At 60.9% G+C, this 26,708-nt stretch carries 18 protein-coding genes and 4 rRNA genes; 19 read left to right on the top strand and 3 right to left on the bottom strand.

Features of this window, described 5'->3' with window-relative positions; all coding sequences use genetic code 11:
* Nucleotides 1–7: 7 nt before the first annotated feature.
* From GYH29_RS14210 to rrf (GYH29_RS14150), 13 genes are all read left to right on the top strand, one after another.
* On the top strand, nucleotides 8–739 hold the full coding sequence (locus GYH29_RS14210; RefSeq protein WP_043594399.1) for a flagellar basal body rod protein FlgF: 732 nt from the start codon (nucleotides 8–10) through the stop codon (nucleotides 737–739).
* 64 nt (nucleotides 740–803) lie between these two features.
* The gene (gene flgG, locus GYH29_RS14205) at nucleotides 804–1,592 is read left to right on the top strand and encodes a flagellar basal-body rod protein FlgG (RefSeq protein ID WP_081575546.1); all 789 of its coding nucleotides are present in this window, start codon (nucleotides 804–806) and stop codon (nucleotides 1,590–1,592) included.
* Nucleotides 1,589–2,239 carry a flagellar basal body L-ring protein FlgH gene (gene flgH, locus GYH29_RS14200; RefSeq protein WP_043594403.1) on the top strand — a complete coding sequence of 217 codons (651 nt, stop codon included), beginning with the start codon at nucleotides 1,589–1,591 and terminating at the stop codon, nucleotides 2,237–2,239. Before flgG ends, flgH begins: the two co-directional genes overlap by 4 nt.
* A gap of 119 nt (nucleotides 2,240–2,358) precedes the next feature.
* Nucleotides 2,359–3,459, top strand: a complete 1,101-nt coding sequence (locus GYH29_RS14195) for a flagellar basal body P-ring protein FlgI (RefSeq protein WP_019102956.1) — start codon at nucleotides 2,359–2,361, stop codon at nucleotides 3,457–3,459.
* Entirely contained in the window at nucleotides 3,459–3,905 is a 447-nt protein-coding gene (locus GYH29_RS14190) for a hypothetical protein (RefSeq protein WP_019102957.1), read from the top strand. Before GYH29_RS14195 ends, GYH29_RS14190 begins: the two co-directional genes overlap by 1 nt.
* An 8-nt stretch (nucleotides 3,906–3,913) precedes the next feature.
* Nucleotides 3,914–5,281, top strand: coding sequence for a flagellar hook-associated protein FlgK (gene flgK, locus GYH29_RS14185; protein WP_161523991.1), 1,368 nt, complete (start codon nucleotides 3,914–3,916; stop codon nucleotides 5,279–5,281).
* 10 nt (nucleotides 5,282–5,291) lie between these two features.
* Nucleotides 5,292–6,200 (top strand): flagellar hook-associated protein FlgL, encoded by a 909-nt coding sequence (gene flgL, locus GYH29_RS14180; RefSeq protein ID WP_161523990.1) that lies wholly within the window; start codon nucleotides 5,292–5,294, stop codon nucleotides 6,198–6,200.
* 11 nt (nucleotides 6,201–6,211) lie between these two features.
* On the top strand, nucleotides 6,212–7,249 hold the full coding sequence (locus GYH29_RS14175) for a hypothetical protein (RefSeq protein WP_039755780.1): 1,038 nt from the start codon (nucleotides 6,212–6,214) through the stop codon (nucleotides 7,247–7,249).
* 158 nt (nucleotides 7,250–7,407) lie between these two features.
* Nucleotides 7,408–8,313, top strand: a complete 906-nt coding sequence (locus GYH29_RS14170) for an ion channel (RefSeq protein WP_043594412.1) — start codon at nucleotides 7,408–7,410, stop codon at nucleotides 8,311–8,313.
* A gap of 285 nt (nucleotides 8,314–8,598) precedes the next feature.
* Nucleotides 8,599–10,134: ribosomal RNA gene (locus tag GYH29_RS14165) — 16S ribosomal RNA — on the top strand.
* A 302-nt stretch (nucleotides 10,135–10,436) separates the two neighbouring features.
* A 23S ribosomal RNA gene (locus tag GYH29_RS14160) occupies nucleotides 10,437–13,325 on the top strand.
* A gap of 126 nt (nucleotides 13,326–13,451) precedes the next feature.
* Nucleotides 13,452–13,566, top strand: a 5S ribosomal RNA gene (gene rrf / locus GYH29_RS14155).
* 68 nt (nucleotides 13,567–13,634) lie between these two features.
* A 5S ribosomal RNA gene (gene rrf, locus GYH29_RS14150) occupies nucleotides 13,635–13,749 on the top strand.
* The 16S, 23S and 5S rRNA genes sit together here, the layout of an rRNA operon.
* 62 nt (nucleotides 13,750–13,811) lie before the next feature.
* On the opposite strand, the gene GYH29_RS14145 is transcribed toward rrf (GYH29_RS14150), so the two are convergent.
* Nucleotides 13,812–14,165, bottom strand: coding sequence for a DsrE/DsrF/TusD sulfur relay family protein (locus GYH29_RS14145; RefSeq protein WP_043592893.1), 354 nt, complete (start codon nucleotides 14,163–14,165; stop codon nucleotides 13,812–13,814).
* 307 nt (nucleotides 14,166–14,472) lie between these two features.
* On the opposite strand from GYH29_RS14145, the gene putA reads away from it, so the two are divergent.
* Both putA and GYH29_RS14135 read left to right on the top strand, forming a co-directional pair.
* The gene (gene putA / locus GYH29_RS14140; protein ID WP_161523989.1) at nucleotides 14,473–18,078 is read left to right on the top strand and encodes a trifunctional transcriptional regulator/proline dehydrogenase/L-glutamate gamma-semialdehyde dehydrogenase; all 3,606 of its coding nucleotides are present in this window, start codon (nucleotides 14,473–14,475) and stop codon (nucleotides 18,076–18,078) included.
* A 390-nt stretch (nucleotides 18,079–18,468) separates the two neighbouring features.
* On the top strand, nucleotides 18,469–19,692 hold the full coding sequence (locus tag GYH29_RS14135; RefSeq protein WP_043592895.1) for a branched-chain amino acid ABC transporter substrate-binding protein: 1,224 nt from the start codon (nucleotides 18,469–18,471) through the stop codon (nucleotides 19,690–19,692).
* Nucleotides 19,693–19,751: 59 nt separating this feature from the next.
* Here GYH29_RS14135 and GYH29_RS14130 read toward each other — a convergent pair whose 3' ends face one another.
* Together GYH29_RS14130 and GYH29_RS14125 are read right to left on the bottom strand one after the other, a co-directional pair.
* Nucleotides 19,752–20,012, bottom strand: a complete 261-nt coding sequence (locus tag GYH29_RS14130) for a GlsB/YeaQ/YmgE family stress response membrane protein (RefSeq protein ID WP_019101228.1) — start codon at nucleotides 20,010–20,012, stop codon at nucleotides 19,752–19,754.
* A 160-nt stretch (nucleotides 20,013–20,172) separates the two neighbouring features.
* Nucleotides 20,173–21,321 (bottom strand): branched-chain amino acid ABC transporter substrate-binding protein, encoded by a 1,149-nt coding sequence (locus GYH29_RS14125; protein ID WP_019101227.1) that lies wholly within the window; start codon nucleotides 21,319–21,321, stop codon nucleotides 20,173–20,175.
* A 178-nt stretch (nucleotides 21,322–21,499) separates the two neighbouring features.
* On the opposite strand from GYH29_RS14125, the gene GYH29_RS14120 reads away from it, so the two are divergent.
* From GYH29_RS14120 to GYH29_RS14105, 4 genes are all read left to right on the top strand, one after another.
* Nucleotides 21,500–21,874, top strand: a complete 375-nt coding sequence (locus GYH29_RS14120) for a cysteine-rich CWC family protein (RefSeq protein WP_039754639.1) — start codon at nucleotides 21,500–21,502, stop codon at nucleotides 21,872–21,874.
* 152 nt (nucleotides 21,875–22,026) lie between these two features.
* Entirely contained in the window at nucleotides 22,027–23,223 is a 1,197-nt protein-coding gene (macA, locus tag GYH29_RS14115; protein ID WP_232060401.1) for a macrolide transporter subunit MacA, read from the top strand.
* The gene (macB, locus tag GYH29_RS14110; protein ID WP_019101224.1) at nucleotides 23,220–25,157 is read left to right on the top strand and encodes a macrolide ABC transporter ATP-binding protein/permease MacB; all 1,938 of its coding nucleotides are present in this window, start codon (nucleotides 23,220–23,222) and stop codon (nucleotides 25,155–25,157) included. The genes macA and macB overlap by 4 nt, the downstream gene beginning before the upstream one ends.
* A 4-nt stretch (nucleotides 25,158–25,161) precedes the next feature.
* The gene (locus GYH29_RS14105; protein WP_161523988.1) at nucleotides 25,162–26,535 is read left to right on the top strand and encodes an efflux transporter outer membrane subunit; all 1,374 of its coding nucleotides are present in this window, start codon (nucleotides 25,162–25,164) and stop codon (nucleotides 26,533–26,535) included.
* Nucleotides 26,536–26,708: the final 173 nt, after the last annotated feature.

Here is a 26,708-nt window from a genome sequence, read left to right as displayed (position 1 = left end):
AGGATAAATGGACGCACTGATCTACACCGCGATGAGCGGCGCCGACCGCATGCTCAAGGCGCAGCAGATTCACGCCAACAATATCGCCAACGCCGAAACCGGCGGTTTCCGCGCCGACATCGGCGTCAGCACTAGTCAGACGGTGCCCGGCTACGGCTACGACGCCCGTCATCTGAGCCAGAACGGCGCCAATGCGGTGGATGTGCGCAGCGGCGCGGTGGTGGAGACGGGGCGCGATCTGGACGTGGCGGTGAAGGGCGACGGTTTCTTCGCCGTGCAGGGGCCGGACGGCAACGAGGCCTACACCCGGGCCGGCGCCATGGTGGTGGACGTGGACGGCAAGCTGAGCGTCAACGGCCATCCGGTGCTGGGCGACGGCGGGCAGATCACCTTGCCGCCGGACTACGTCAAGTTGCATGTGGGCAGCGACGGCGTGATCTCGGTATTGGCAGCCGGCGAAAGCGAAATGCAGCCCATAGACAAGCTCAAGCTGGTCAAGCCGCTGCCGCAGGACATCGCCAAGGACGCCAACGGCCTGGTGGTCAGCCGCCAGGGCGGCGTGCTGGCCGCCGACGATACCGTCAAGGTGCAGGGCGAGCATCTGGAGCGCAGCAATGTGTCCGCGGTGGAGGAGATGGTGGCCACCATGACGCTGAACCGCAATTTTGAAATGCAGATGCGCTTGTTCAACTCCGCCAGCGACATGGTGGAGGCGGGCAACCGTCTGGTGCGCGCCTGATCCGGCATTCCAATAACAGCGTCGCGGCCAAGGCCGACGGCGCAAACCATCGGGGAATCGAAACATGAATCCAGCAATGTGGGTGAGCAAGACCGGCATCCAGGCGCAGGACGCGCGTCTGACCGCCATCGCCAACAACCTCGCCAACGTCAACACCGTCGGCTTCAAGCGCGACCGCATGGTGTTCGAGGACCTGTTCTACCAAGTGGACCGTCAGCCGGGCGGCAAGACCGACCAAGACAACACTGCGCCGCTGGGCGTGCAGTTGGGTAACGGTACCCGCTTGGTGGGCACTCAGAAAGTGTTTACCTCGGGCACGCTGACTACTACCAATCAGTCCTTGGATCTGGCCATCGTCGGCCAGGGCTTTTTGCAAGTGAAAATGAGCAACGGCGAAACCGGCTACACCCGCGCCGGCCAACTGCAGCGCAACGACCAGGGCGCCATCGTCACCCCGCAGGGCCTGCCGCTGGAGCCGTCCATCACCATCCCGGCCGATGCCTCCTCGGTGACCATTAGCGAAACCGGAGCGGTCAGCTACACCCGCGGCAGCGGCAGCACATTGGAAACGGCCGGCCAGATCGAACTGGCCAGCTTCGTCAATCCGGCCGGCTTGTTGGCGCTGGGCGACAACCTGTTCCAGAAAACAGCCGCCAGCGGCGAAGCCACCACCGACGCGCCGGGCTCCGGCTCCTTGGGCAAGCTCAAGCAGGGTTCGCTGGAGGGCTCCAACGTCCAAGTGGTGGAGGAAATGGTGGACATGATCGCCGCGCAGCGCACTTACGAGATGAACACCAAGGTGTTGAGCGCCGCCGACAATATGATGCAGTACCTGGCACAGTCGGCACGATGAAGCTGCTGGCCCTGAGTTTGTCCGCGTTGCTGCTGGCCGGCTGCGTGCAGCCGATTCCGCCGCAGACCACGCAGGAATTCGCTTTGCCGGAACTGCTGCAGCAGCCGCAGCGCGGCAAGGGCGGCGGCGTGTTTACCGTGGCGGGCGCGCAATCGCTGACTTCGGACAGCCGGGCTTTCCGTCCCGGCGACGTGCTGACCGTGGTGTTGGAAGAAACCACTCAGGCCAGCAAGAAGGCCGGCACCAGCTTCGGCAAGAAATCCGGCGCCAACATCGCGCCGTCGCTGCTGGGCAATACCACCTTCCGCGCGCAAGTGGGCGTGGACGCCGGCCGCGACTTCAACGGCTCGTCCACTTCCACCCAGCAGAACATGTTGTCCGGCGCACTGACCGTAGTCGTGCACAAGGTGCTGGGCAACGGTCTGCTGGAGGTGAAGGGCGAAAAGCAGCTGGTGCTGAACCAGGGCGAGGAATTCCTGCGTCTGGCCGGCTATGTGCGGGTGGAAGACATAGACACCGACAACCGCGTGTCCTCGCTGCGCATCGCCAACGCCCGCATCGGCTATTCCGGGCGCGGAGCCTTGTCGGACGCCAACGAGCCTGGCTGGTTGATGAAGTTCTTCGCCAGCCCGCTGATGCCGTTCTGAGCGGCGGGGCGGCGAGGAGTCCGGGCGGGACAACAGGCGGGCGCTGACAGGCGTCCGCCGTTCGCGTATGCGGCCCTCGGGGCGAGTATGCGCAATCACAGAATCATTCAGGGCGGATCATGCACGGTTTTATCAAGCAAATAACGGGATGGACGCTGCTGCTGGCGGCGACGCTGGCGACGGCGCAGCCCTTGCGCAATCTGGTGACGGTGGAGGGTATCCGCGAAAACCAGTTGATCGGCTACGGCATCGTGGTGGGTCTGGACGGCACCGGCGACAACTCCCAGGTCAAATTCTCCGGCCAATCCGTGGCCAATATGCTCAAGCAGTTCGGCCTGAAAATGCCGGAACGCACCGATACCAAGGTCAAGAACGTGGCGGCGGTGATGGTTAGCGCCAGCCTGCCGCCGGGCTATGGGCGCGGCCAGACCATAGACGTCACCGTATCCTCGCTAGGCGACGCCAAGAGCCTGCGCGGCGGCACCTTGCTGCTCACCCAACTGAAGGCGGCCAACGGTGAAATCTACGCCTTGGCCCAGGGCAATGTGGTGGTGGGCGGCGTGTCCGCCCAGGGCAAGAGCGGTTCCAGCGTCACCGTCAACACGCCCACCTCCGGCCGCGTCCCCAACGGCGCGTCGATCGAGCGCGAAATTCCCAGCGATTTCGAAGAAGGCGACAGCGTGCGTCTCAGCCTGCGCCGGCCTAATTTCGAAACCGCCACCAATATCGTCAAGGCCATCAACGCCAGCTTTGGCCGGGTGGCCAGCACGCGCAACGCCACCACCATCCAGGTGCGCGCGCCGCTGGATCCCACCGAGCGCGTCGCCTTCGTCGCGCGGCTGGAACGAGTGAACGTCGGCGTGGGCAGCGAAGTGCCGCGAGTGGTGTTCAACTCGCGTACCGGCACCGTGGTGATCAGCCAGGGCGTCACCGTGCGTCCGGCGGCAGTGTCCCACGGCAGCCTGCGCGTGGTGATCTCGGAAAACCCCAGCGTCAGCCAGCCCGGACCATTCAGCAACGGCCAGACCACGACCGTCCCCAATTCCACCGTCAACGTGGACCAAGGCTCCGGCCGCATGTTCCAGTGGCCGGCCGGCGCCAGCCTGCGTGCCATCATCGACACCGTGAACAGCACCGGCGCTACGCCGGACGACATCATGGCGATACTGCAGGCGCTGGATCAGGCCGGCGCGATCGACGGCGAACTGGTGGTGATCTGATGGAAAGCCAAAACATACACGCCACGCTGGCGATGCCGGCCGACGCCAAGGACGAGCCGGCGGTGCAGCCGGCTTCGCCGGAGTACCGCCGCAAGGCCGGCGCCGCGGCGGAGCAGTTCGAGGCCCAATTTGTCCGCGAGATGTTCAAGCAGATCCGCAAGACCACGCGCGAAATCGCCGGCGAAGACAGCATCTTCGCCAATTCCATCAACGGCGACATGATGGATTTCGCCGACGGCGCGGTGGCGGACCAGTTGGCCAAGCAGCGGGTGTTCGGCGTGGCCAACGCCATCCTGCGCCAGTTGTTGCCGGATCAGGATGGCAATATTCACCTTAAGAACGTCGACGCGCCGGTCGCAAGCGATAAACAGACCCCCGGCCCGCTGCCGGACGCGCAGGGCCTGGCCGCTTTCGCGCCGCCCCTGCTGCCGCTGAATAAAAGGTAAGAACCGCCATGCGCATGATAGACAACGCGCTGACCGGCGCCGTCGCCTCCCAGGCCGCGCTGAACGCCGTCAGCCAGAACATCGCCAACCAGATGACCCCGGGCTACTCGCGTCAGGGCGTGGTCTTGACCGCGCTGATGCCCGGCAGCGGCGACCCATACAGCGCCGGCTCCGGCGTGGTGGTCAACGCGGTGCGCCGCTTCAACGACGACTTCAAAAACCTGCAGCTGTGGCAGGCGGCGTCCAGCCAGGGCGAACTGGTGGCGCAGAATCCTTACTTCGGCCAGTTGGAGCAAGTGATGGGCCGCGACGGCAGCAGCCTGTCCGCCGGCTTTGATCAGTTCTTCCAGGCGCTCAGCGCCGCCAGCCTGTCCGGCGACGCGATGCGCGATCCGGTGATCCGCAGCGCCGAAGCGCTGGCGCAGCGTTTCAACAACCTGGACAAAGTGTTCGGCTCGCAACTGGCGGCCATCGCCGAGCAACGCTCCGCCACGGTCACCCAGATCAACAGTTCAACGTCCAATATCGCCGATCTCAACGCCAAGATCGCGGCCGGCAAGGCCGTCGGCACCAATACCTCCGGCTTGGAGGATGAGCGCGATCGTCAGATCGATGCGTTGTCCACCCTGGTGGAAGTGCGGGTGGTGTCGCAGCCGGACGGCAGCAAAAACGTCAGCCTGAAGAGCGGCCTGCCGCTGGTGGCGGACACCCAGGCGGCCACGTTGAGCAATACCAGCCAGCCGGACGGCAGCCAAGTGCTGACGCTGAACTTCGCCAAGGACAAATACACCCTGGCCGGCGACGGCCTCGGCGGCCAGCTGGGCGGCCTGAATCAATACGAACTGCAGACGGTGCGCCCGATGCGCGCCCAGGTGAAAACCCTGGCCAGCGAAGTGGCTCAGCGCATCAACGACCAGTTGGCGCTGGGCTACGACAGCAACGGCCAACCGGGTAAGCCGCTGTTCGTCTACGACGCTTCCGGCGTCAACGGCATTTTGAAAACCAGCGGCATCACCTCCGCCGAATTAGGCTTTTCCGGCGATCCGGCCAAGCCCGGCGACAATAGCAACCTGCTGGCGGTGATCGGACTGCAACAGCAAAAGATCACCATGCCCGGCGTCGGTGCCGTCACCATTGGCGACGCTTACTCGCAAATGGTGGGCAAGTTGGCGGTTAGCAGCAAACAGAACAAATCCGGTCTGGAAAGCGCCAAGGTGATCCGCGCCGAAGCGGAAAAGAGTTGGCACAATACCAGCGGCGTCAATCGCGATGAAGAGGCGATGAACCTGCTGGAGTTCCAGAAAATGTACCAGGCCAATATGAAGGTGATCAGCGTGGCGAACCAGCTGTTCGAAAGCACCTTGTCCATCTTGTAAGGAAGACAGCATGCGCGTTTCCAGCAATCAATACCTGTCCACCATGCAATTGGCGATGCAGACCAGCAACTCCGCGCTGGCCGAGTTGCTGCAGCGCATGTCCAGCGGCGATCGGCTGCTGGCCCCGTCGGACGACCCCATCGCCAGCGTGCGCCTGTTGCGCTTGCAGCGTGAAGAAGCCGCGCTGGACCAGTATCAGCAAAACATCGGCGCGCTCAGCTCCGCGCTGTCCAAGAACGAATCCATCCTGGATAGCATTAGCCTGGACATCCGCGACGCCAAGGACCTGCTGACCGCGGCCGCCAACAACCCGCCGGAGGACGATCTCAAGGCGATGGCGACGCCGCTGCGCAGCCTGCGCGAAAGTCTGTTCTACTCGGCCAATACCAAGGATGCCGAAGGCCGCTACATGTTCTCCGGCTCCAAGCCGGCTGTGGCGGCCCTCGCTTACGACGAGACTAAGCCGGCGGGCAGCCGCTACAGCTTTACCGGCAACACGGATAAGCAGCAAGTGGTGGTGGGCGACGGCATTACCCAAGCCTCTAACGTCACCCTGGAAAACATGGCGGACATCCTCAATCAGCTGGACAAAACCATAAGCCGGCTGGAAGACCCCGCGCTGGACAATAAGGATCCAACCGTCGCCGCTGACATCCGCAGCGCGATGAACGCCAGCGACAAGGCGCTGGAAGGCATCTCCAGCAAGATCGCCCAACTGGGCGGCACGCAGAACATCATGAAAACGCTGGCGCTCAATCACGATAACGTCAGCCTGTCCAATAAACAGACCATGACCAAGTTGGGCGGCCTGGATTACGCCGACGCTTTCATTCAAATGAACGGCTACACCATGGCGCTGCAAGCCAGCCAAAAAGCCTATGGCCGCGTCAGCCAGTTGTCTTTGTTTGACGTGATTTGATCGAGAGCGGCATGAACACCCCGATTTCCTCGGTCAACGTCAAACAAAGCGGCAAACGCTGGGGCAAGGACGCCGGCGCGGTTGCCGCCGCCAGCGTGATTGAACGCGCGCCCGCGTCGCAGGCGCAACCGGCCGCGCAAGTGCGCGGCGCGCCGGCCTCGGGTTGGCGCTATAGCGCTCAGCTCAACGAGCAGCTGACCTCGGCGCAGCAGGCATTGTCCTTTGTCGATGGTCTGATCGATCAGCTGGAAGGCGTTAAGTCCGGGCTAAGCCGCGAACTGACTCAGCGCCAGCTGAATCAAGGCGATCTGCAGCGCCAGTTGGAGCAACTCAACGAACAGTGGCGCAAGCGCCAGACCGTTAGCGGCGGCAGCCTGGATGGACAGTTGCGTTTCCATCTAGCCGCCGACGCGCGCCAGAGCTTCACCGTCAAAGGCTTGGAACTGGCGGCCTTGTCCGGCGGGCAAGTGGAAACCCTGGTGTTCTCCACCGGAGAGTCCGGCGTAGCCCCGGCGTCGGTGCAAGTGGGCGGAGCGTCCGGCGAAGAAGATATTCTGCGCCGCTTCAATCGCGGTCTCGCCGCCAGCGGCGTGCGCGCTGAGATGAATGAAGACGGGCAATTGGCATTCAGCGTGCCGGAATCGCAATGGGGAGCGCTCAGTGAGCGCATGTCCGTGCGCGGCGGGGGCATCCGTTTCCCCGGCGGCATTCCGCAGCGGCTTAAGCTGCAGCCCGAGGCCGAGGCTTTTCAGCCGGAGCGCTGGAAGGTAAACGATCACGCCCAAGTACGTCAGGCTTTGCAAAGCGTGGTGCGCTCCATCGGTCAACTGCAGCAAACCCGAGCGGCCATCAATGGCGCGATCGCAGAGGCGCAACACTCCATCGAGCAGTTGTCGCATATGAATGAACAGAGCTGGGCTAGTCAGTTCGTTTCCGACTTCAACGCCCGTCTGAATCAGCCGGATGGATATCGCAACTTCTATGAGTTGGTGCCGGCCCTGATCGGCGTCAGCCGCTACCGGGTGGTGTCCCTGTTGTCGCTGAGCTAGGGGAGCGTTTCATGTCCGCCGCGCTTGGCAATATATAGAAGCGATGCCCGGCCGACTGCGCGCGTTCCAAGGGCGCCGACGATTGCCGGGGGCATTGACTCCGGTTCGTGATCTTCACACAATCAGCCATTCCCACCTCAAGAACGGGTTGGCCATTCATGACTTCCCGCGGTAACAAGCCGGCTCGGCGCGTAGAGGTAGGGGGCCGCAGCGTCTATCTTCACAGCGTGCCCCGCCACTTCCTGCAAGACCTCTACCATTTCTGCATGACCATCAGCTGGCCGCGCTTCTATCTTTTCATCGCCGCTGCTTTCATCGCGCTGAATCTATTGTTCGCCGGCCTCTACCAGGCGAAGGCGGGCGGCATCGCTAATCAATATCCGCCGGGTTTCCTTGGCGCCTTCTTCTTTAGTGTCGAAACGCTGGCCACGGTGGGCTACGGCGATATGCACCCGCAAAGCCTGTACGCCCACTGGGTTTCGATGCTGGAAATCTTCATCGGCATGATGAGCATCGCGCTGATCACCGGCGTCACCTTCGCCCGCTTTTCGCGGCCCAGGGCGCGTATCGTTTTTACCCATAGCCCAGTTGTGCGCTTGTTGGACGGCAAACCCGCGCTGATGCTACGCGCGGCCAATGCCAGAAATAATGTGATCATCGACGCCAGCGCCCGCTTGCGCTTGTTGCAGCATGAAGTCAGCGCAGAAGGCGTGAGCTTCCGCAAGCTTCATGACTTGGAGCTGGTGCGCGACCAGCATCCTATGTTCGTGCTCGGCTGGACGCTGGTGCACAAGCTGGAGGAGGGGAGTCCCTTATATGGGCACGACGCCGAATCGTTGGCAGCTGTTCGCGCGCAGCTGATTCTGTCCATCAACGGGATCGACGAAACTACCGTGCAACCGATGGTGGCGCGCCATACCTTTTCGCATCAGGACATCCGCTGGAACCATGCTTTCGCCGATCTGATCTATACCGACGCCGAAGAAAACGACCATGTCGACTACCAGAAACTGCAGGAAGTGAGGCCGCTGCCGTCGGCTTCCGACCGGTTTGGCACAGGCTGAGCGCTTGCAGTTGTTGGCAGTGTTATTGAGATTCAATGGCTTAGCTGAAAGTAGTGGTTTTTTGTGCAGAAAGGTGTTGACGGGTGTGGGGTCGTGACGTATAGTTCGCCTCCTCAGCAGACAACGCAGCGACGGAAACGAAACGCAGCGATCTGCACTGATCTTTAACAGAACGAATAACCGATAGGTGTAAGTGCTCGGTCGATGACCAAACACTTGCACTGCAAGACGAGAAATGTCTCGATGTTTCTTTGATCTTGCGTGCCAGAAAATTTGCTTGGAATTGAACTGAAGAGTTTGATCCTGGCTCAGATTGAACGCTGGCGGCATGCTTTACACATGCAAGTCGAACGGTAACAGGGTGCTTGCACCGCTGACGAGTGGCGAACGGGTGAGTAATGCATCGGAATGTACCGTGTAATGGGGGATAGCTCGGCGAAAGCCGGATTAATACCGCATACGCCCTGAGGGGGAAAGTGGGGGACCGTAAGGCCTCACGTTATACGAGCAGCCGATGTCTGATTAGCTAGTTGGTGGGGTAAAGGCTCACCAAGGCTTCGATCAGTAGCGGGTCTGAGAGGATGATCCGCCACACTGGGACTGAGACACGGCCCAGACTCCTACGGGAGGCAGCAGTGGGGAATTTTGGACAATGGGCGCAAGCCTGATCCAGCCATGCCGCGTGTCTGAAGAAGGCCTTCGGGTTGTAAAGGACTTTTGTCCGGGAGCAAATCCCAGTGGTTAATACCTACTGGGGCTGAGAGTACCGGAAGAATAAGCACCGGCTAACTACGTGCCAGCAGCCGCGGTAATACGTAGGGTGCAAGCGTTAATCGGAATTACTGGGCGTAAAGCGTGCGCAGGCGGTTGTGCAAGTCTGATGTGAAAGCCCCGGGCTTAACCTGGGAACGGCATTGGAGACTGCACGACTAGAGTGCGTCAGAGGGGGGTAGAATTCCGCGTGTAGCAGTGAAATGCGTAGAGATGCGGAGGAATACCGATGGCGAAGGCAGCCCCCTGGGATGACACTGACGCTCATGCACGAAAGCGTGGGGAGCAAACAGGATTAGATACCCTGGTAGTCCACGCCCTAAACGATGTCAACTAGCTGTTGGGGGTTTGAATCCTTGGTAGCGAAGCTAACGCGAGAAGTTGACCGCCTGGGGAGTACGGCCGCAAGGTTAAAACTCAAAGGAATTGACGGGGACCCGCACAAGCGGTGGATGATGTGGATTAATTCGATGCAACGCGAAAAACCTTACCTGGTCTTGACATGTAACGAACGCCGCAGAGATGTGGTGGTGCCCGAAAGGGAGCGTTAACACAGGTGCTGCATGGCTGTCGTCAGCTCGTGTCGTGAGATGTTGGGTTAAGTCCCGCAACGAGCGCAACCCTTGCCATTAGTTGCCATCATTAAGTTGGGCACTCTAATGGGACTGCCGGTGACAAACCGGAGGAAGGTGGGGATGACGTCAAGTCCTCATGGCCCTTATGACCAGGGCTTCACACGTCATACAATGGTCGGTACAGAGGGTCGCGAAGCCGCGAGGTGGAGCCAATCTCATAAAACCGATCGTAGTCCGGATCGCACTCTGCAACTCGAGTGCGTGAAGTCGGAATCGCTAGTAATCGCAGATCAGCATGCTGCGGTGAATACGTTCCCGGGTCTTGTACACACCGCCCGTCACACCATGGGAGTGAGTTTCACCAGAAGTGGGTAGGCTAACCGTAAGGAGGCCGCTTACCACGGTGGGATTCATGACTGGGGTGAAGTCGTAACAAGGTAGCCGTAGGGGAACCTGCGGCTGGATCACCTCCTTTCTAGAGAAGGTTGTTGATCGAGTACTTACAGCCTATCGGTTATTCGCGAGTTTGAGTGTCGCGATCAGAGTGCTTAATGAGTACTGTGATCGCGTTGTTTAAACGCACTGATCTTTAACAAACTGAAGAAGCCGAATATATAAAGACGGCGAGAAGGACGATGGAGTTAACTCTTCATTGGCTGGATCGTCATCTTGGGTATTTGATTGTATCTAGGCTACGTCGCCATATCAAAAGGGGCGGTGTAGTCGTCGCACAAACACAACTTGTTGTTTTAGTGATCCAGGTTACTGAAATGATAGGGTCAAGCGACTAAGTGCATCTGGTGGATGCCTTGGCGATCATAGGCGAAGAAGGACGTGTAAGCCTGCGAAAAGCGCGGGGGAGCTGGCAATAGAGCTTTGATCCCGCGATGTCCGAATGGGGAAACCCCTCCGCAAGGAGATCCCGTGCTGAATACATAGGCACGAGGAGGCGAACGCAGCGAACTGAAACATCTAAGTAGCTGCAGGAAAAGAAATCAACCGAGATTCCGTTAGTAGTGGCGAGCGAACGCGGAAGAGCCTGTACGTGTTATGGATTGTGTTAGTGGAAGGTTCATGGAAAGGACCGCCATAGTGGGTGATAGCCCCGTACACGAAAACACATTCCAAGGACTAGGCGTACGATAAGTAGGGCGGGACACGAGAAATCCTGTCTGAAGATGGGGGGACCATCCTCCAAGGCTAAATACTCATGATCGACCGATAGTGAACCAGTACCGTGAGGGAAAGGCGAAAAGAACCCCGGGAGGGGAGTGAAATAGAACCTGAAACCGGATGCATACAAACAGTGGGAGCGGACTTGTTCCGTGACTGCGTACCTTTTGTATAATGGGTCAGCGACTTACGTTCAGTAGCGAGCTTAACCGAATAGGGGAGGCGTAGGGAAACCGAGTCCGAATAGGGCGTTTTAGTTGCTGGGCGTAGACCCGAAACCGAGTGATCTATCCATGGCCAGGATGAAGGTGCGGTAACACGCACTGGAGGTCCGAACCCACTAGTGTTGCAAAACTAGGGGATGAGCTGTGGATAGGGGTGAAAGGCTAAACAAACTCGGAGATAGCTGGTTCTCCCCGAAAACTATTTAGGTAGTGCCTCATGTATCACTTCCGGGGGTAAAGCACTGTTATGGCTAGGGGGTCATTGCGATTTACCAAACCATGGCAAACTCTGAATACCGGAAAGTGCGAGCATGGGAGACAGACGGTGGGTGCTAACGTCCATCGTCAAGAGGGAAACAACCCAGACCGCCAGCTAAGGTCCCAAATGATCAGTTAAGTGGTAAACGAAGTGGGAAGGCCTAGACAGCCAGGATGTTGGCTTAGAAGCAGCCATCATTTAAAGAAAGCGTAATAGCTCACTGGTCGAGTCGTCCTGCGCGGAAGATGTAACGGGGCTCAAACTGATAACCGAAGCTGCGGATTTGCACGTAAGTGCAGATGGTAGGGGAGCGTTCTGTAGGTCTGAGAAGGTGTCTCGTAAGGGATGCTGGAGATATCAGAAGTGCGAATGCTGACATGAGTAGCGATAAAGCGGGTGAAAAGCCCGCTCGCCGAAAGCCCAAGGTTTCCTACGCAACGTTCATCGGCGTAGGGTGAGTCGGCCCCTAAGGCGAGGCTGAAAAGCGTAGTCGATGGGAAACGGGTTAAAATTCCCGTACTTTTATGCAGTGCGATGTGGGGACGGAGAAGGTTAGGTCATCAGACTGTTGGAATAGTCTGTTTAAGCCGGTAGGCTGGGGAGGTAGGCAAATCCGCCTTCCCTTAAGGCCGAGACGTGATGACGAGGGTCTACGGACCTGAAGTGACTGATACCACGCTTCCAGGAAAAGCCACTAAGCTTCAGCTGCATAAGAACCGTACCGCAAACCGACACAGGTGGGCAGGATGAGAATTCTAAGGCGCTTGAGAGAACTCAGGAGAAGGAACTCGGCAAATTGATACCGTAACTTCGGGAGAAGGTATGCCTCTTAGAGTGAATCCCCCGCGGGAGGAGCTTTGAGAGGTCGCAGAGAATCGGTGGCTGCGACTGTTTAACAAAAACACAGCACTGTGCCAACACGAAAGTGGACGTATACGGTGTGACGCCTGCCCGGTGCTGGAAGGTTAAGTGATGGGGTGCAAGCTCTTGATCGAAGCCCCAGTAAACGGCGGCCGTAACTATAACGGTCCTAAGGTAGCGAAATTCCTTGTCGGGTAAGTTCCGACCCGCACGAATGGCGTAACGATGGCCACACTGTCTCCTCCTGAGACTCAGCGAAGTTGAAGTGTTTGTGAAGATGCAATCTCCCCGCTGCTAGACGGAAAGACCCCGTGAACCTTTACTGTAGCTTTGCATTGGACTTTGAACAGACTTGTGTAGGATAGGTGGGAGGCTATGAAGTGGGAACGCTAGTTCTCATGGAGCCGTCCTTGAAATACCACCCTGGTGTGTTTGAGGTTCTAACCTTGGTCCGTGATCCGGATTGGGGACAGTGCATGGTAGGCAGTTTGACTGGGGCGGTCTCCTCCCAAAGTGTAACGGAGGAGTTCGAAGGTTACCTAGGTACGGTCGGAAATCGTGCTGATAGTGCAATGGCAAAAGGTAGCTTAACTGCGAGACCGACAAGTCGAGCAGGTGCGAAAGCAGGACATAGTGATCCGGTGGTTCTGAATGGAAGGGCCATCGCTCAACGGATAAAAGGTACTCCGGGGATAACAGGCTGATACCGCCCAAGAGTTCACATCGACGGCGGTGTTTGGCACCTCGATGTCGGCTCATCACATCCTGGGGCTGTAGCCGGTCCCAAGGGTATGGCTGTTCGCCATTTAAAGTGGTACGTGAGCTGGGTTCAAAACGTCGTGAGACAGTTTGGTCCCTATCTGCAGTGGGCGTTGGAAGTTTGACGGGGGCTGCTCCTAGTACGAGAGGACCGGAGTGGACGCACCTCTGGTGTACCGGTTGTGACGCCAGTCGCATTGCCGGGTAGCTAAGTGCGGAAGAGATAACCGCTGAAAGCATCTAAGCGGGAAACTCGCCTGAAGATGAGACTTCCCTGAGGGCTTGACCCTCCTGAAGAGTCGTTCGAGACCAGGACGTTGATAGGTCGGGTGTGGAAGCGCTGTGAGGCATTAAGCTAACCGATACTAATTGCTCGTGAGGCTTGATCCTATCATTTGAGTGTCTTGGGTAACCGAGAGACGATGAGATAGTGGTTGTGCGACACAATTGAATACCGAATATATGTGGGTTGATGAAACATCAACTCAGGCTTCTTCTAGTTTGTACCAGTTTATGTCTGGTGGCCATAGCGAGGTGGTCCCACGCCTTCCCATCCCGAACAGGACCGTGAAACGCCTTAGCGCCGATGATAGTGTGGCATTCGCCATGTGAAAGTAGGACACCGCCAGACGCCTTATACGATAACACCAAGTCCAATACTTGGTGTTTCGCTTCCCAAGGGAAGCAATACACTTTATGCCTGGCGACACTAGCGGGGCGGTCCCACGCCTTCCCATCCCGAACAGGACCGTGAAACGCCTTAGCGCCGATGATAGTGTGGCATTCGCCATGTGAAAGTAGGACATTGCCAGGCGCCCCATGTAAAAGCCCAGACCAATCGGTCTGGGCTTTTTGCATTTGCATTGCGGCAGGGGTTTAGAAGCTGAGTGTCTTATCCGCGGAGAGTGTCCACTCCGCCAACTCCGGCATGGTGCCGATCTTGACGCCCGCCAGCAGCAAATCCTCATGAATCCCCCGCGCGTCGGCGCAAGTGCGGCAGACGCGTGCCTCCGCGCCCAGTTCCATTGCTTCGGTCAACATTTCTCCCAGGGTGGGCGCTTGGGCGGTTTTCTGATTTTTCAATGCGGTGACTACGGCGTCGGACAGCAGGAATAACCGCACCCGGCAGCGCTCGGCTTGCTGCGCCAGCGTAAGCGTCAGACGCAGTGCGGAGAGTGCGCGTTCGTCGCCATAGGGGCTGGCGTTCAAAGTGATCAATACGGTTTGCATGATGGTTTGCCTATGATGAAGAGGGTTAGGGCGGCATTGTGGCACGTTGCTACGGCCTTGGCATGTGCGATATGGGCGCTTGGCGCCGATTCTAAGTTGTTGGCATGCAACAGTGCGATGGTAGCAATGGCGAGGTCTAGGGGGCTAACTACTTGTTCGAGTTGAATTTGTTTGTGATGAGATTGTGGGCTGAAAAGTTTCCTTCATATTGTCCAGCAATCTATTTGTATTTGTATACAATAGACAAATTTTCCGGGCACTAATGAAAAGAGATAGCCCGGTGCTGCAAACTACACGGAGATGATTCATGCAATTCGACGCATTTGCCCATAGCCAGTCGGCGCTGCGGGATGCCATTACTTCTGCCTATCGCCGCGACGAGCGCGAGTGCGTGCAGGCGCTGTTGCCGCAGGCGGCGATGAGCGACGGCGAAGTCAAGGCGGTTCAGGATCTGGCGCGACGTCTAGTGGCGGAGGTGCGCCGCGAGCGCACCAAGTCCAGCGGAGTGGATGCCTTGATGCATGAGTTTTCTTTGGATAGCGCCGAAGGCATTGCCCTGATGTGTCTGGCTGAAGCGCTACTGCGCATCCCTGATCGCGAGACAGCGGACAAGCTGATCCGCGACAAGATTTCGCGTGGCGATTGGAAAGCCCACTTGGGCAATAGCGCCTCCTTGTTCGTCAATGCGGCGGCTTGGGGTTTGCTGGTGACCGGCAAGCTGGTGGCTTCGCACAGCGCGAATGGTTTGTCGGCGGCGATGACCCGCTTGATCGCCAAAGGCGGCGAGCCGCTGATCCGCAAAGGCGTGGATATGGCGATGCGTATGCTGGGCAAGCAGTTCGTGACTGGCGAAACCATAGAGGAGGCGCTGGCCAACGGCAGCGAGCGAGAGGCGCGCGGCTATCGCTTCAGTTACGACATGCTGGGCGAGGCGGCGATGACCGAGGCCGACGCGCAGCGCTATCTGCAAGACTATGTGACCGCCATTCACGCCATCGGCAAGGCCTCAGCCGGCCGCGGGATTTACGACGGCCCCGGCATTTCGGTGAAGCTGTCCGCTATCCACCCGCGCTACAGCCGCATCAAGCACGAACGGATGATGGCCGAGTTGCTGCCGCGTCTGAAGGGCTTGTTCCTGTTGGCCAAGCAGTACGATATCGGTTTGAACATCGATGCAGAAGAAGCCGACCGCCTGGAAATCTCCATGGATCTGGTGGAGGCGTTGGCCAACGATCCGGATCTGGACGGCTTTGAGGGCATCGGCATTGTAGTGCAGGCCTATCAGAAGCGCTGTCCCTATGTGATCGATTTCCTGATCGATCTGGCGCGTCGCACCAATCACCGTTTCATGGTGCGTCTGGTTAAAGGCGCTTACTGGGACGCGGAGATCAAGCGCGCTCAGGTGGACGGCTTGCCGGGCTACCCGGTCTATACCCGCAAGGTCTACACCGACGTGGCCTACCTCGCATGCGCCAAGAAGCTGTTGTCTGCGCAGGATGCGATCTATCCGCAGTTCGCCACGCACAACGCTTATAGCCTGGCCGCGGTGTTTAACCTGGCATCCGGCAAGGATTACGAATTCCAGTGCTTGCACGGCATGGGTGAAACCCTGTACGACCAAGTGGTGGGCAAGGACAAGCTGGGCAAGGCCTGCCGCATCTACGCGCCGGTGGGTTCGCATGAAACCCTGCTGGCCTACCTGGTGCGCCGTCTGCTGGAAAACGGCGCCAACAGTTCCTTCGTCAACCGCATCGTGGACGAGGCGGTATCCATAGACGAACTGGTGGCGGACCCTGTGGCCGAGGCCGCGCGTCACGGCGGCCAGCCGCACAAGAAAATTCCGGCGCCGCTGGAGTTGTATGGGCAGCAACGCCAAAACTCTAAGGGCCTGGATTTGTCCAGCGAGCACGTGTTGGCCACCTTGCAACTGGGCCTGCAAGCGTCCGAGAAGCAGCAGTGGGGCGCCTTCCCGATGCTGGGCGACGGCGACGTCACCGACGGCGAAGTGCAGCCGGTGCGCAATCCGGCCGACCACGACGATCTGGTTGGCCGCGTGATCGAGGCAAGCGCGGCGGACGTGGAGCGCGCGCTGAACCTGGCACAGCAGGGTGCTACCGATTGGGCCGCCACGCCGGTGGCCGAGCGCGCCGCCTGCCTGAAACGGATGGCCGACCTGATGGAAGACCAGATGCCGGCGTTGATGGGCCTGGCGGTTCGTGAGGCAGGCAAGACGCTGGCCAACGCGATTGCCGAGGTGCGCGAGGCTGTGGACTTCTGCCGTTACTACGCGGCGCAGATCGAAGACGAATTCGACAACGCCAGCCACCGTCCGCTGGGCCCGGTGGTGTGCATCAGCCCGTGGAACTTCCCGCTGGCCATCTTCATCGGCGAGGTGGTGGCCTCGCTGGCGGCCGGCAACGCAGTGCTGGCCAAGCCGGCGGAGCAGACCAGCCTGATCGCCGCGCATGCTGTGCGCTTGTTGCACGAAGCCGGCGTGCCGCGCGCGGCGCTGCAATTGTTGCCGGGCCGCGGTGAAGTGGTGGGCGCGGCGCTGGCCGCTGATCCGCGCGTCCAGGGGGTGATCTTTACCGGTTCCACCGAAGTGGCGCAGATCATCAACCGCACGCTGGCCAAGCGCGGCGGCGATCCGGTTCTGGTAGCCGAAACAGGTGGCCAGAACGCGATGATCGTGGATAGCTCGGCGTTGCCGGAGCAGGTGGTCACCGATGTGCTTAGCTCCGCTTTCGACTCTGCCGGCCAGCGCTGCTCGGCGTTGCGCGTGCTCTATCTGCAGAACGACATCGCCGACAAAGTCATCGCCATGATCAAGGGCGCGATGGATGAGTTGAAAGTGGGCAACCCGGCCAAGCTGGATGTCGATGTCGGCCCGGTGATCGACGCCGAGGCTCAGGCTGGCCTATTGGCTCATATCGAAAAAATGAAGGCCCGCGCCCGCGCCACTCACCAGATCAAGCTGGACGACAGCTGTGCCAACGGCACTTTCGTGGCGCCCACCCTGTTTGAAATCGCCGATCTCAAGCAACTGAAGCGGGAAGTGTTCGGCCCGGTATTGCATGTGTTGCGCTTCGAGGCCAATGAGCTGGACAAAGTGGTGGCAGAGATCAATGCCACCGGTTACGGCCTGACGCACGGCATCCATAGTCGCATCGACGAGACCATCGACAACATCGTCAGCCAGATCAAGGTCGGCAACGTCTACGTCAACCGCAACATCGTCGGCGCGGTGGTGGGGGTTCAGCCCTTTGGCGGCGAAGGCAAGTCCGGCACCGGCCCCAAGGCCGGCGGCCCGTTCTATTTGTATCGATTGAGCCGCGCGGCTTGGGAGCCGAAACTGGCGGCGGCAACCCTGCCGCTGTCCTTGCCGGCGCTGGACGCGCTAGCAGCTGCTGCCGGCAGCCTGGGCTTAGCCTTGGAGTCCGCCATCGCTGCGGCGCGGAAGGACAGTGCGCTGACCTGCCTGGTAAATCTGCCGGGCCCCACCGGCGAGCGGAACGCGCTGCAATTCGCGCCTCGCGGGAAGGTGGGTTGCCAAGCCGCCACCGTACAGGCGCTGGCGGAACAACTGGCGGCGGCCTTCGCCACTGGCAACCGCGCGGTGCTGCCGACCAATGAGGCCGGCCGAGGGCTGGCCGCCAAGCTGGGCGCTCTGGTGGAGCTGGACGCCGATGTGTTGCTGGCGGCTGATGTCGGCGCGGTGCTGTTCTCCGGTTCCGAAGCCGAGGCCGAAGCCGCTCAGCGTGTGTTGGCGGAGCGCGACGGGGCTTTGGTGCCGCTGCTGCGCGCCGATGCGCGAGGCCATTACAATCTGCACCGTCTGGTGGTCGAGCGCGCGGTTAGCGTGAATACTACCGCGGCGGGCGGCAACGCCAGCCTGATGAGCATCGGAGACTAAGACCCGCTAACCAAACCCCTGATCCTGCGTCGCGCCGCCTTGTCGTACCACTTGTACTGCCTGCGCCGGTGCGCCTTGGCCCAGGTTCTCTGCGAGCTTTTGTTAGCGGCTCTAAAGGCAAGGCGGATCCCGGCGGCGACGGTCCCCCCGCCTTGCAAAACCACGTGTTAAACGAATTTTCCCATGCGTCGGCGCGCATGGGGCGGCAGGAGGTTTGTCCAAGAAGCCACTTGCCACAAGCTGGCGGCCTTGAAATAATGCCGCCAGCCGCCGCTCTCGCCTTCCTATGCGGATAGGGCGGGATGTACATAACAACATTACACAGGTTCCGCAAACTCCCATTCCTGACGATTGATGGATGGGGATCTCTGGAGAAATAGAGGAAACATGATGCAAGCAAACAAACTGACAACTCTTTCCCTGGCCGTAGCCGCTGCTGTCGCCTTGTCCGCATGTGGCAAGAAAGAAGAGGGCGCGGCGGGAGCCGGAGCCTCCGCCGGGGCCGAAGCCGCCGCCGGCGGCGTGGTCAAGATCGGCTTCGCGGCGCCGCTGACTGGCCCGCAAGCGCACTACGGCGAAGAATACAAAAACGGCGTGACTTTGGCGATTGAAGACGCCAACGCCGAGAAGCCCACCATCGGCGGCAAGCCGGTGAGCTTTGAACTGGAAGCCCAGGACGACCAGGCCGATCCCAAAACCGCCACCCAACTGGCGCAGAAGTTCGTAGACGAGAAAGTGAACGGCATCATCGGCCACTTCAACTCCGGCACGTCCATCCCGGCTTCCAAGATTTACTCAGACGCCGGCATTCCGATGATCGCGATGGCCACTTCGCCGGCCTTTACCGCGCAGGGCTTCAAGAATACCTTCCGCTCGATGACTTCCGACACTCAGCAAGGCTCGGTGATGGGTAAGTTCGTGGTGGAAAAGCTGGGCGCCAAGAAAGTGGTGATCGTCGACGACCGCACCGCTTACGGCCAGGGTCTGGCCGACGAGTTCGAGAAAGCCGCCAAGGCCGCCGGCGGCAATGTGGTCAAGCGCGAATTCACCAATGACAAAGCCACCGACTTCGCCGCCATCCTGACCTCGATCAAGGCCGCCGCGCCGGACGTGGTGTTCTACGGCGGCGCCGACGCGCAATCCGCGCCGATGGCCAAGCAGATGAAGCGCTTGGGCCTGACCGTGCCGCTGATCTCCGGCGAAATGACCAAGACTCCGACCTTCCTGCAACTGGCTGGCAAGGAAGCCGACGGCACCATCGCTTCGCTGGCGGGCCTGCCGCTGGACCAGATGCCCAAGGGCAAGGACTACGAAAGCCGCTACAAGGCGCGTTTCAAGATGGACGTGGCCACTTACTCGCCGTATGGTTACGACGCCACTCGCGCCTTGATCCAGGCAATGAAAGACGCCAACTCCACCGATCCCAAAGTCTATCTGCCGGTGCTGGCCAAGATAGCGCATTCCGGCGTGACCTCCAGCAGCTGGACCTACGATGCCAAGGGCGACCTGAAAGACGGGGGCATCACCGTCTACAAGGTGGTGAATGGCGAGTGGAAAGTGCTGGAAACCGTGGGCGGGGGCGCTGCTTCCAAGGACGCTTCCGCGGCCAAATAAGCCAGTGAGGCACTAAGCAACAAGGCGACGCTTTCAGCGTCGCCTTTTTCTTTGTCCGTTCAACGCAAGAGGCCGATCTTCTTCAGCAAAAAAATAAGGATGGCGGCGCCGGCAATACCGAAGGCCAGACCGGGCAGCGAGAAGGAGCCGGCCGCAGAAGCGGAGGCGATGCCCAGTAACCGGCCGAACAGCCAATGGCCAAGCGCTGAACCGATGATGCCGATGACGATATTGGCGATGACGCCTTCGCTGACACCCATGACCTTGCCGGCGAGCCAGCCGATCAGACCGCCGGCTATCAGGGAAATAAGCAGGCCCATATCCTCTCCTTATGTTAGTTTGTGAAGAAATAGTTATAGCTATTTATTTAATATGGCGCTAGGTTTTTTTTTTGCGCTGTCAGAAAAATCGCAAGAGATCAAGAAAAACCCCGGCCAGGGCCGGGGTGCGGAGCGGGGCGCGGTTTAAGCCGTGCAAGGCTTACAGGCCAACCCACTGCCCTTTGCGTAATTGATACAGCGACACGGTGCCGTGCTGAATGTCGCCCTTGTCGTCGAAACGGATCTCGCCGGTTACGCCCTTGAAGTCGGTTTTGGGGAGTTCGCCCAGGTACTTGGCTGGATCGGCTGAGCCGGCGCGCTTCATCGCGGCGATCATCACCCGCGCGGCGTCGTAGGTATAGGGCGCGTAGGCCTGGATGTCGGCGTTGAATTGCTGTTTGTACTTGCCGTTGAAGTCGGCGAAGCCCGGCATCTTGTCTTTTTGCGCACCGGCGCTGGAGGCGTAGCTGCTTTCCGCGCTGTCGCCGCCCAACTTGGAAAACTCCGGCGTATTAATGCCGTCCGCGCCCATGAAGGCGGCTTTCAGACCCAGCTTGTTCATCTGCTTGACCATGGGCGCGGCCTGCGCGTCCATACCGCCGTAGAACAGAAGGTCCGGCTTCTGTCCTTTGATCGAGGTGAGGATTGCCATGAAGTCGGTGGCGCTGTTGCTGGTGAACTCGCGCTTGACCACCTTGCCGCCGGCCGCTTCCACCGCCTTGGCGAAATCGTCGGCCAAGCCCTGGCCGTAAGTGGTGCGGTCGTCGACGATGGCAATGCGGCCGGCTTTCAGCGTCTCGATCGCGTACTTGGCCAGCGCTTCGCCCTGCTGGCGGTCGTTGGCGATGATGCGGAAGGTGTTCTTGAAGCCCTGCTGGGTGAAGCTGGGGCTGGTGACCGAGGCGGCGATCATCGGAATGCCGGCCTGGGAGTAAATGCGCGAAGCGGGAATGGCGGCGCCGGAGGTGAGGTGGCCGATGATGCCCGCCACCTTGCCGTCCACCAGGCGTTGCGCCACCTGGGCGGCGGTTTTAGGGTCAGCCTGGTCATCCTCGGACACCACTTCGAAAGTGACCGGCTTGCCGTCCAGAGTCAGCTTTTCGGCATTGGCTTCCGCCACCGCCAGCTTGACGCCGTTGTCCGCGTCGCGGCCCCAGTGGGCGAAAGGCCCGGTCAGCGGGTTGGCGGAGCCGATTTTAACCACGACGGAGCCGGCCTCGGCCGGCGCGCTGCCGGCGCTTTGTTCGGATTTGCCGCAGGCGGTCAGGGCCAGCGCGGCGCAGGCGATGAGGCTAAGATGCGTTTTCATGAGTTTCTCCTGATTTCTCTTTGTCTATTTAGCTTTGTCTATTTGGATATTCGCCTCAGGAATAAGGCGGTGGCCCATTTTTGGTGCATAAACGGATTAGCGTCAACCCCGGCGGCGTGCCGGCGGCGGCTTTGCGCTAAAATGGCGAACTGATTTCGCGACATAATATGGATTTTTGATGACGAAGGGGTATCCAGCTCCCGCCTCGCCCTGTGTCGGCCTTTGCCGTCTAGACGAGGGCGGCGCCTATTGCCTGGGTTGCCAGCGCACCTTGGATGAAATCGCCGGTTGGTCCGGCTTTGACGACGAGCAAAAGCGCGCGGTGTGGCAGCGGCTGATCGCCTTGCGGCCCAAGGTAAAGGACAAACGCTGCGAGCGTTGCGGCGCGGCGTTTCGCTGCGGAGAAGGCGGCGCCAACGGCGCTTGCTGGTGCGCGGATCTGCCGCAGGTGCTGCCGCTGCCTTACGGTCACGGCGACTGTCTGTGCCCGGAGTGTTTGCGCGGTCATCTGCGGGAAAGCTATTTGGCGCGCGGGCTGACGCCGCCCTTGTAGCGCTTAGGCAAGCGCGAACACGCAACAATGCCAATTGCGTATTATCGCCGCGGGGTGCAACCAAAGCCCATCGTCCGCGGTCCTAAAATGTTTTCCTCCTTTCCGGTTCGGCTCCTAACCACATGACACTTTGGAAGCGTTGGATTCGTAAGTTGTTGTTGCCTCTGTATTTGATTGGATCGTTGCGAGGTCGAAGCCGCATCGGCCTAGGCCGGAGGCCATGGCGCAACGGCATCGCGCTGGCCGCGGTTTTGGCGCTGGCCGGCTGGGGGCTTTGGCTGTGGCTGGCGCCCAAGCCGGCGCCTCAGGTGCTGACCGCGGAAGTCACCCGCGCCGACCTGGAAGACGTGGTGCTGGCCAGTGGTGTGTTGAAACCGCTGCGACAGGTGGATGTGGGCGCCCAGGCCAGCGGGCAGCTGAAAACGCTGAACGTGGCGGCGGGCGACCACGTCAGCAAGGGCGAACTGTTGGCCGAGATCGACCCAGAGAACAGCCTCAACGACCTGAAGGCTTCCGAGGCTCAATTGGAGTCTCGCGTAGCCCAGCTGCGCAGTAAGCAGGCCACGCTGCGCCAGGCCGAGCGTGAACTGGCGCGCCAGAAGCAGATGATGGGCGAAGGCTCTACCTCGCAAAAAGACCTGCTGACGGCGGAAACCGCCTACCAGACCCAGATGGCGGAACTGGACGACCTGCAGGCGCAGATTCGCCAGAACCGCTTCCAGATCGACAAGAATCGCACCACGCTGGGCTATACACGCATTACCGCGCCTATGGACGGCGAGGTGATCGAAATCGTTACCCAGCAGGGCCAGACCGTGATCGCCAGCCAGACGGTGCCGGTGATCCTGAAACTGGCGGACTTGAGCACGATGACGGTGCATGCCCAGGTGGCCGAGGCCGACGTGATCCGCGTCAAGGCCGGGCTACCGGTGTATTTCACCGTGCTGGGCGCACCGGATCGGCCTATCCGCGGCAAGCTGCGCGCGATTCTCCCCACGCCGGAAAAAATCAACAACGCCAACTTCTACAAGGCCTTGTTCGACGTGAAGAACGTTGACGGCAAGCTGCGCGTGGACATGACCGCGCAGATCAGCATCGTGCTGGCGGAATCCAAGCAGGCCTTGAGCATTCCGCTGAGCGCTTTGGGCGCGGCCGGCAAGGATGGTCGTTACAGCGTCAAGGTGCAGGGCAAGGACGGCCAGCTGCATGAGCGGCAGGTGCGCATCGGCCTGAAGACCACCACCCGAGTGCAGGTCCTGGACGGCTTGAAAGCCGGCGAGAAAGTGGTGACCAGCGAAGCTGGCGGCAAGGAAGAAGAACCCAGCGGCGGCGTGATGGTGAGCGCATGAGCGGAGCCAGCCTAACGCTGTCTGGAGTGTGGCGCCGGTTTCCGTCCGGGGATGAAGAGGTGGCGGTGCTCAAGGAGGTCAGCCTGGATATCCGCGCCGGCGAGATGGTGGCCATCATCGGCGCCTCCGGTTCCGGCAAGTCCACGCTGATGAACATCCTGGGCTGCCTGGACCAGCCGTCGGCCGGTCGCTACCAGGTGGGCGGGCGCGACGTGGGCGCGCTGGACAAGGACCAGCTGGCCACGCTGCGGCGCGAGCACTTCGGCTTCATCTTCCAGCGCTACCACCTGTTGCCGCATTTGAGCGCCATCGACAATGTGGCGATGCCGGCGGTGTACGCCGGCATGAGCCAGGAAGCGCGGCGCGAGCGCGCGCGCCAGTTGCTGGAGCGGCTGGGCCTGGCCGGCAAGGAAGACTACCGTCCGGGTCAGCTGTCCGGTGGTCAGCAGCAGCGGGTGTCCATCGCGCGGGCGTTGATGAACGGTGGCGACATCATCCTGGCCGACGAACCCACCGGCGCGCTGGACAGCCATAGCGGCGAGGAAGTGATGAACATCCTCAAGGAGCTGCACGCCGCCGGCCATACCATCATCATCGTCACCCACGATCCGTCCATCGCCGCGCAGACCGAGCGCATCATCGAAATCCGCGACGGCGAGATCCTGCGCGACAGCGCAGCCGACGCGCCGCGCCCTGCGGCGGACGAGCGCGAGCCGCGGCGGCCCAAGCCCGGGCCAGCCTGGCGCGAGCGCATGAGCGAAGCCTTCAAGATGGCCATGCTTGCCATGCTGGCCAACCGCTTGCGCACCGTGCTCACCATGCTGGGCATCATCATCGGCATCACCTCGGTGGTATCCATCATCGCGGTGGGCGAGGGCGCGCGCAATTACGTGCTGAACGACATCCGCTCCATCGGCACCAACACCATCACCGTGTACCGCGGCAAGGACTGGGGCGACGACAAGGCCGACGGCGTGCGTACCTTCCTGCCCGGCGATCTGGCCGCGCTGAGCGAGGAACCCTATGTTGACAGCGTGTCGCCGGTCACCACCAACAGCCTGCGCATCCGTTACCGCAATGTGGACGTCAACGCCTCGGTGTCCGGCGTGGACAGCGCGTTCTTCCGTGTGCGCGGCATGAAAATGGCCGCCGGCCTTGGCTTCAGCCGCGACGACGTGCGCATGCAGCGCCAAGTGGTGGTGATAGACAACAACACTCGCCGTAAGCTGTTCGCCGACGCGGAAGCCATCGGCCAGGTGGTGCTGGTGGGCAGCGTGCCCGCCACCGTCATCGGCGTGGTGGAAACCAAGGAAAACGGTTACGGCGGCAAATCGCTGCAAATGTGGATGCCCTACAGCACTGCCGGCAGCCGATTGTTTGGGCAAGCCTATTTCGACTACATGGTGGTGCGCATCAAGGAAGGCCAGCCCACCGCGCTGGCGGAGAAGGCGCTCAGCCATCTGCTGACTCTGCGCCACGGCAGCAAGGACTTCTTCACTTACAACATGGACGAAGTGCTGAAGACGGTGGAAAACACCAGTCGCACGCTCGCTCTGCTGCTGACCTTGATCGCGGTGATTTCACTGGTGGTGGGCGGCATTGGCGTGATGAACATCATGCTGGTGTCGGTGACCGAGCGTACCCGCGAAATCGGCATCCGCATGGCGGTGGGCGCGCGTCAGTCCGACGTGTTGCAGCAATTCCTGACCGAGGCGGTGCTGGTCTGCCTGGTGGGCGGGGCCATAGGCATCGGCCTGTCCTACGGCATCAGCTTTGTGTTCGCGCTCTTGGTCAGCAAGTGGAAAATGGCCCTGTCGCTGAAGGCCATCGTGATGGCAGTGGCGTGCTCCACCGCCATCGGCGTGGTGTTCGGCTATCTGCCGGCGCGCAGCGCGGCGCGTTTGAATCCGATCGACGCCTTGGCGCGGGAGTAAGTGTTTGAAGCTTTGGAAATCCAATCTCACTGTTTTGGGCCTGGCCCTGTTGCTGGCCGGCTGCCAGAGCACGCCGTATCAGCGCCAGGCGCTGGAAGCACCGGCGCAATGGCGCGGCTCCCCGACCCAAACCCAGGCGGACATGAGCCGCGAGCGCTGGTGGCAAGGCTTTGGCGACGCCGGCTTGCTGGCGGTGCTGGAGCAGGCGCGCAGCCGCAATCCGGATTTGAGCATTGCTCTGCTCAAACTGCGCAAGGCGCAGCTGGCGGCAGGCTTGGAGCGCAGCGACGCCTTGCCCTCCTTGAGCGGTGAGCTCAATGCCGGTGCCAAGCGCACGCTGGGCGAATCCTCGGTCTGGAGCCGCAGCAGCGGCGGCAGCTTGAGCACCAGTTATGAACTGGACCTATGGGGGCGGGTGGACGCGCGCTTGCGCGCGGCGGATCAGGAGTTCCGCGCCAGCGCCTATGACGAAGCCGCCGCCCGCCTGTTGTCGGACAGCGCCGCCGCCGGCCTGTACTGGGACATCGCCGCGCTGAAGGCGCGGCAGACGCTGGGGCAGGCGGATCTGGCGGACCTGCGCCGCATCCAGGCGCTGGCGGAAGCCAAATGGCGCGCCGGCGCGACGAGCGAACAGGACGTCACCCAGGCGCGCAGCGCGGTGCTGAGTCAACAGGCGGACTTATTGGGGCTGGCCGACGAGCGCGGGCAAAAGGAAAACGCTTTGGCGCTGTTGCTGGACCACCCGTCCGGCGCGGCGCTGCCGCCTATCGCCGCGCTGCCGCTGGAGCCGGCTTTGCCGGCGATAGACGCCGGCCTGCCCAGCCGCCTGCTGGAACGCCGACCGGACCTGATGGCGGCGGAGGCGCGCTTGCGCGGCAAGCTGGCCAAGGTGGATCAGGAGCGCGCCGCCTTCTTCCCGGCGCTGAAGCTGACTGGTTCGCTGGGTTCCAGCAGCGGCGCGCTGAGCAGCCTGGTGCAAAACCCGCTGCTGGCGCTGGGCGCTTCCCTGTCCTTGCCCTTCCTGGAGTGGCGCAAGCTAGGCCTGCAACTGAAGAGCAGCCAGGCCGATTACGAGCTGGAAACCGTCAGTTTCCGCAAGACCTTGTACGGCGCTTATCAGGAGGTGGACAACGCGCTGAGCACGCGTCAGCGGCTGCAAGGCTCCGCTCGCTTGCAAGCCGACGCGCTGGCCTTGAACCGGCGCAGTGAACAACTGGCGGAAAGCCGCTACCGCGCCGGGGCAGTTGACGTGCAAACCTGGCTGGACGCGGCCAAGGCGCGGCGCGGCAGCGAGTCCGCGCTGATCCGGCTGCGTCAGGAGCAATTGAAAAACCTGGCGGATGTTTACAAGGTGTTGGGCGGCGCGCCGCAGACCTGAGCTTCGCCGGGAGGCGAGGCGAAGCCCCGCAAGGCTCCGCTCTGTGACGCGTAGGACGGTGGTCAGCAATGGCCGCCGCCCCTTGTTTTAGCGGCCGATGCGGCCGAAGCGCTCCTCCAACTGCCGGCGCATGGTCTTGCCGGCATGCATCTGATGCTGGCTGTCCACGTGGC

The sequence above is a fragment of the Chromobacterium haemolyticum genome, assembly GCF_009936155.1.
In the GTDB taxonomy this organism is placed as follows: Bacteria; Pseudomonadota; Gammaproteobacteria; order Burkholderiales; family Chromobacteriaceae; genus Chromobacterium; species Chromobacterium haemolyticum.
The sequence above is the reverse complement of the archived record's forward strand: the minus strand, read 5'-3'. Positions and strand labels throughout refer to the sequence as shown.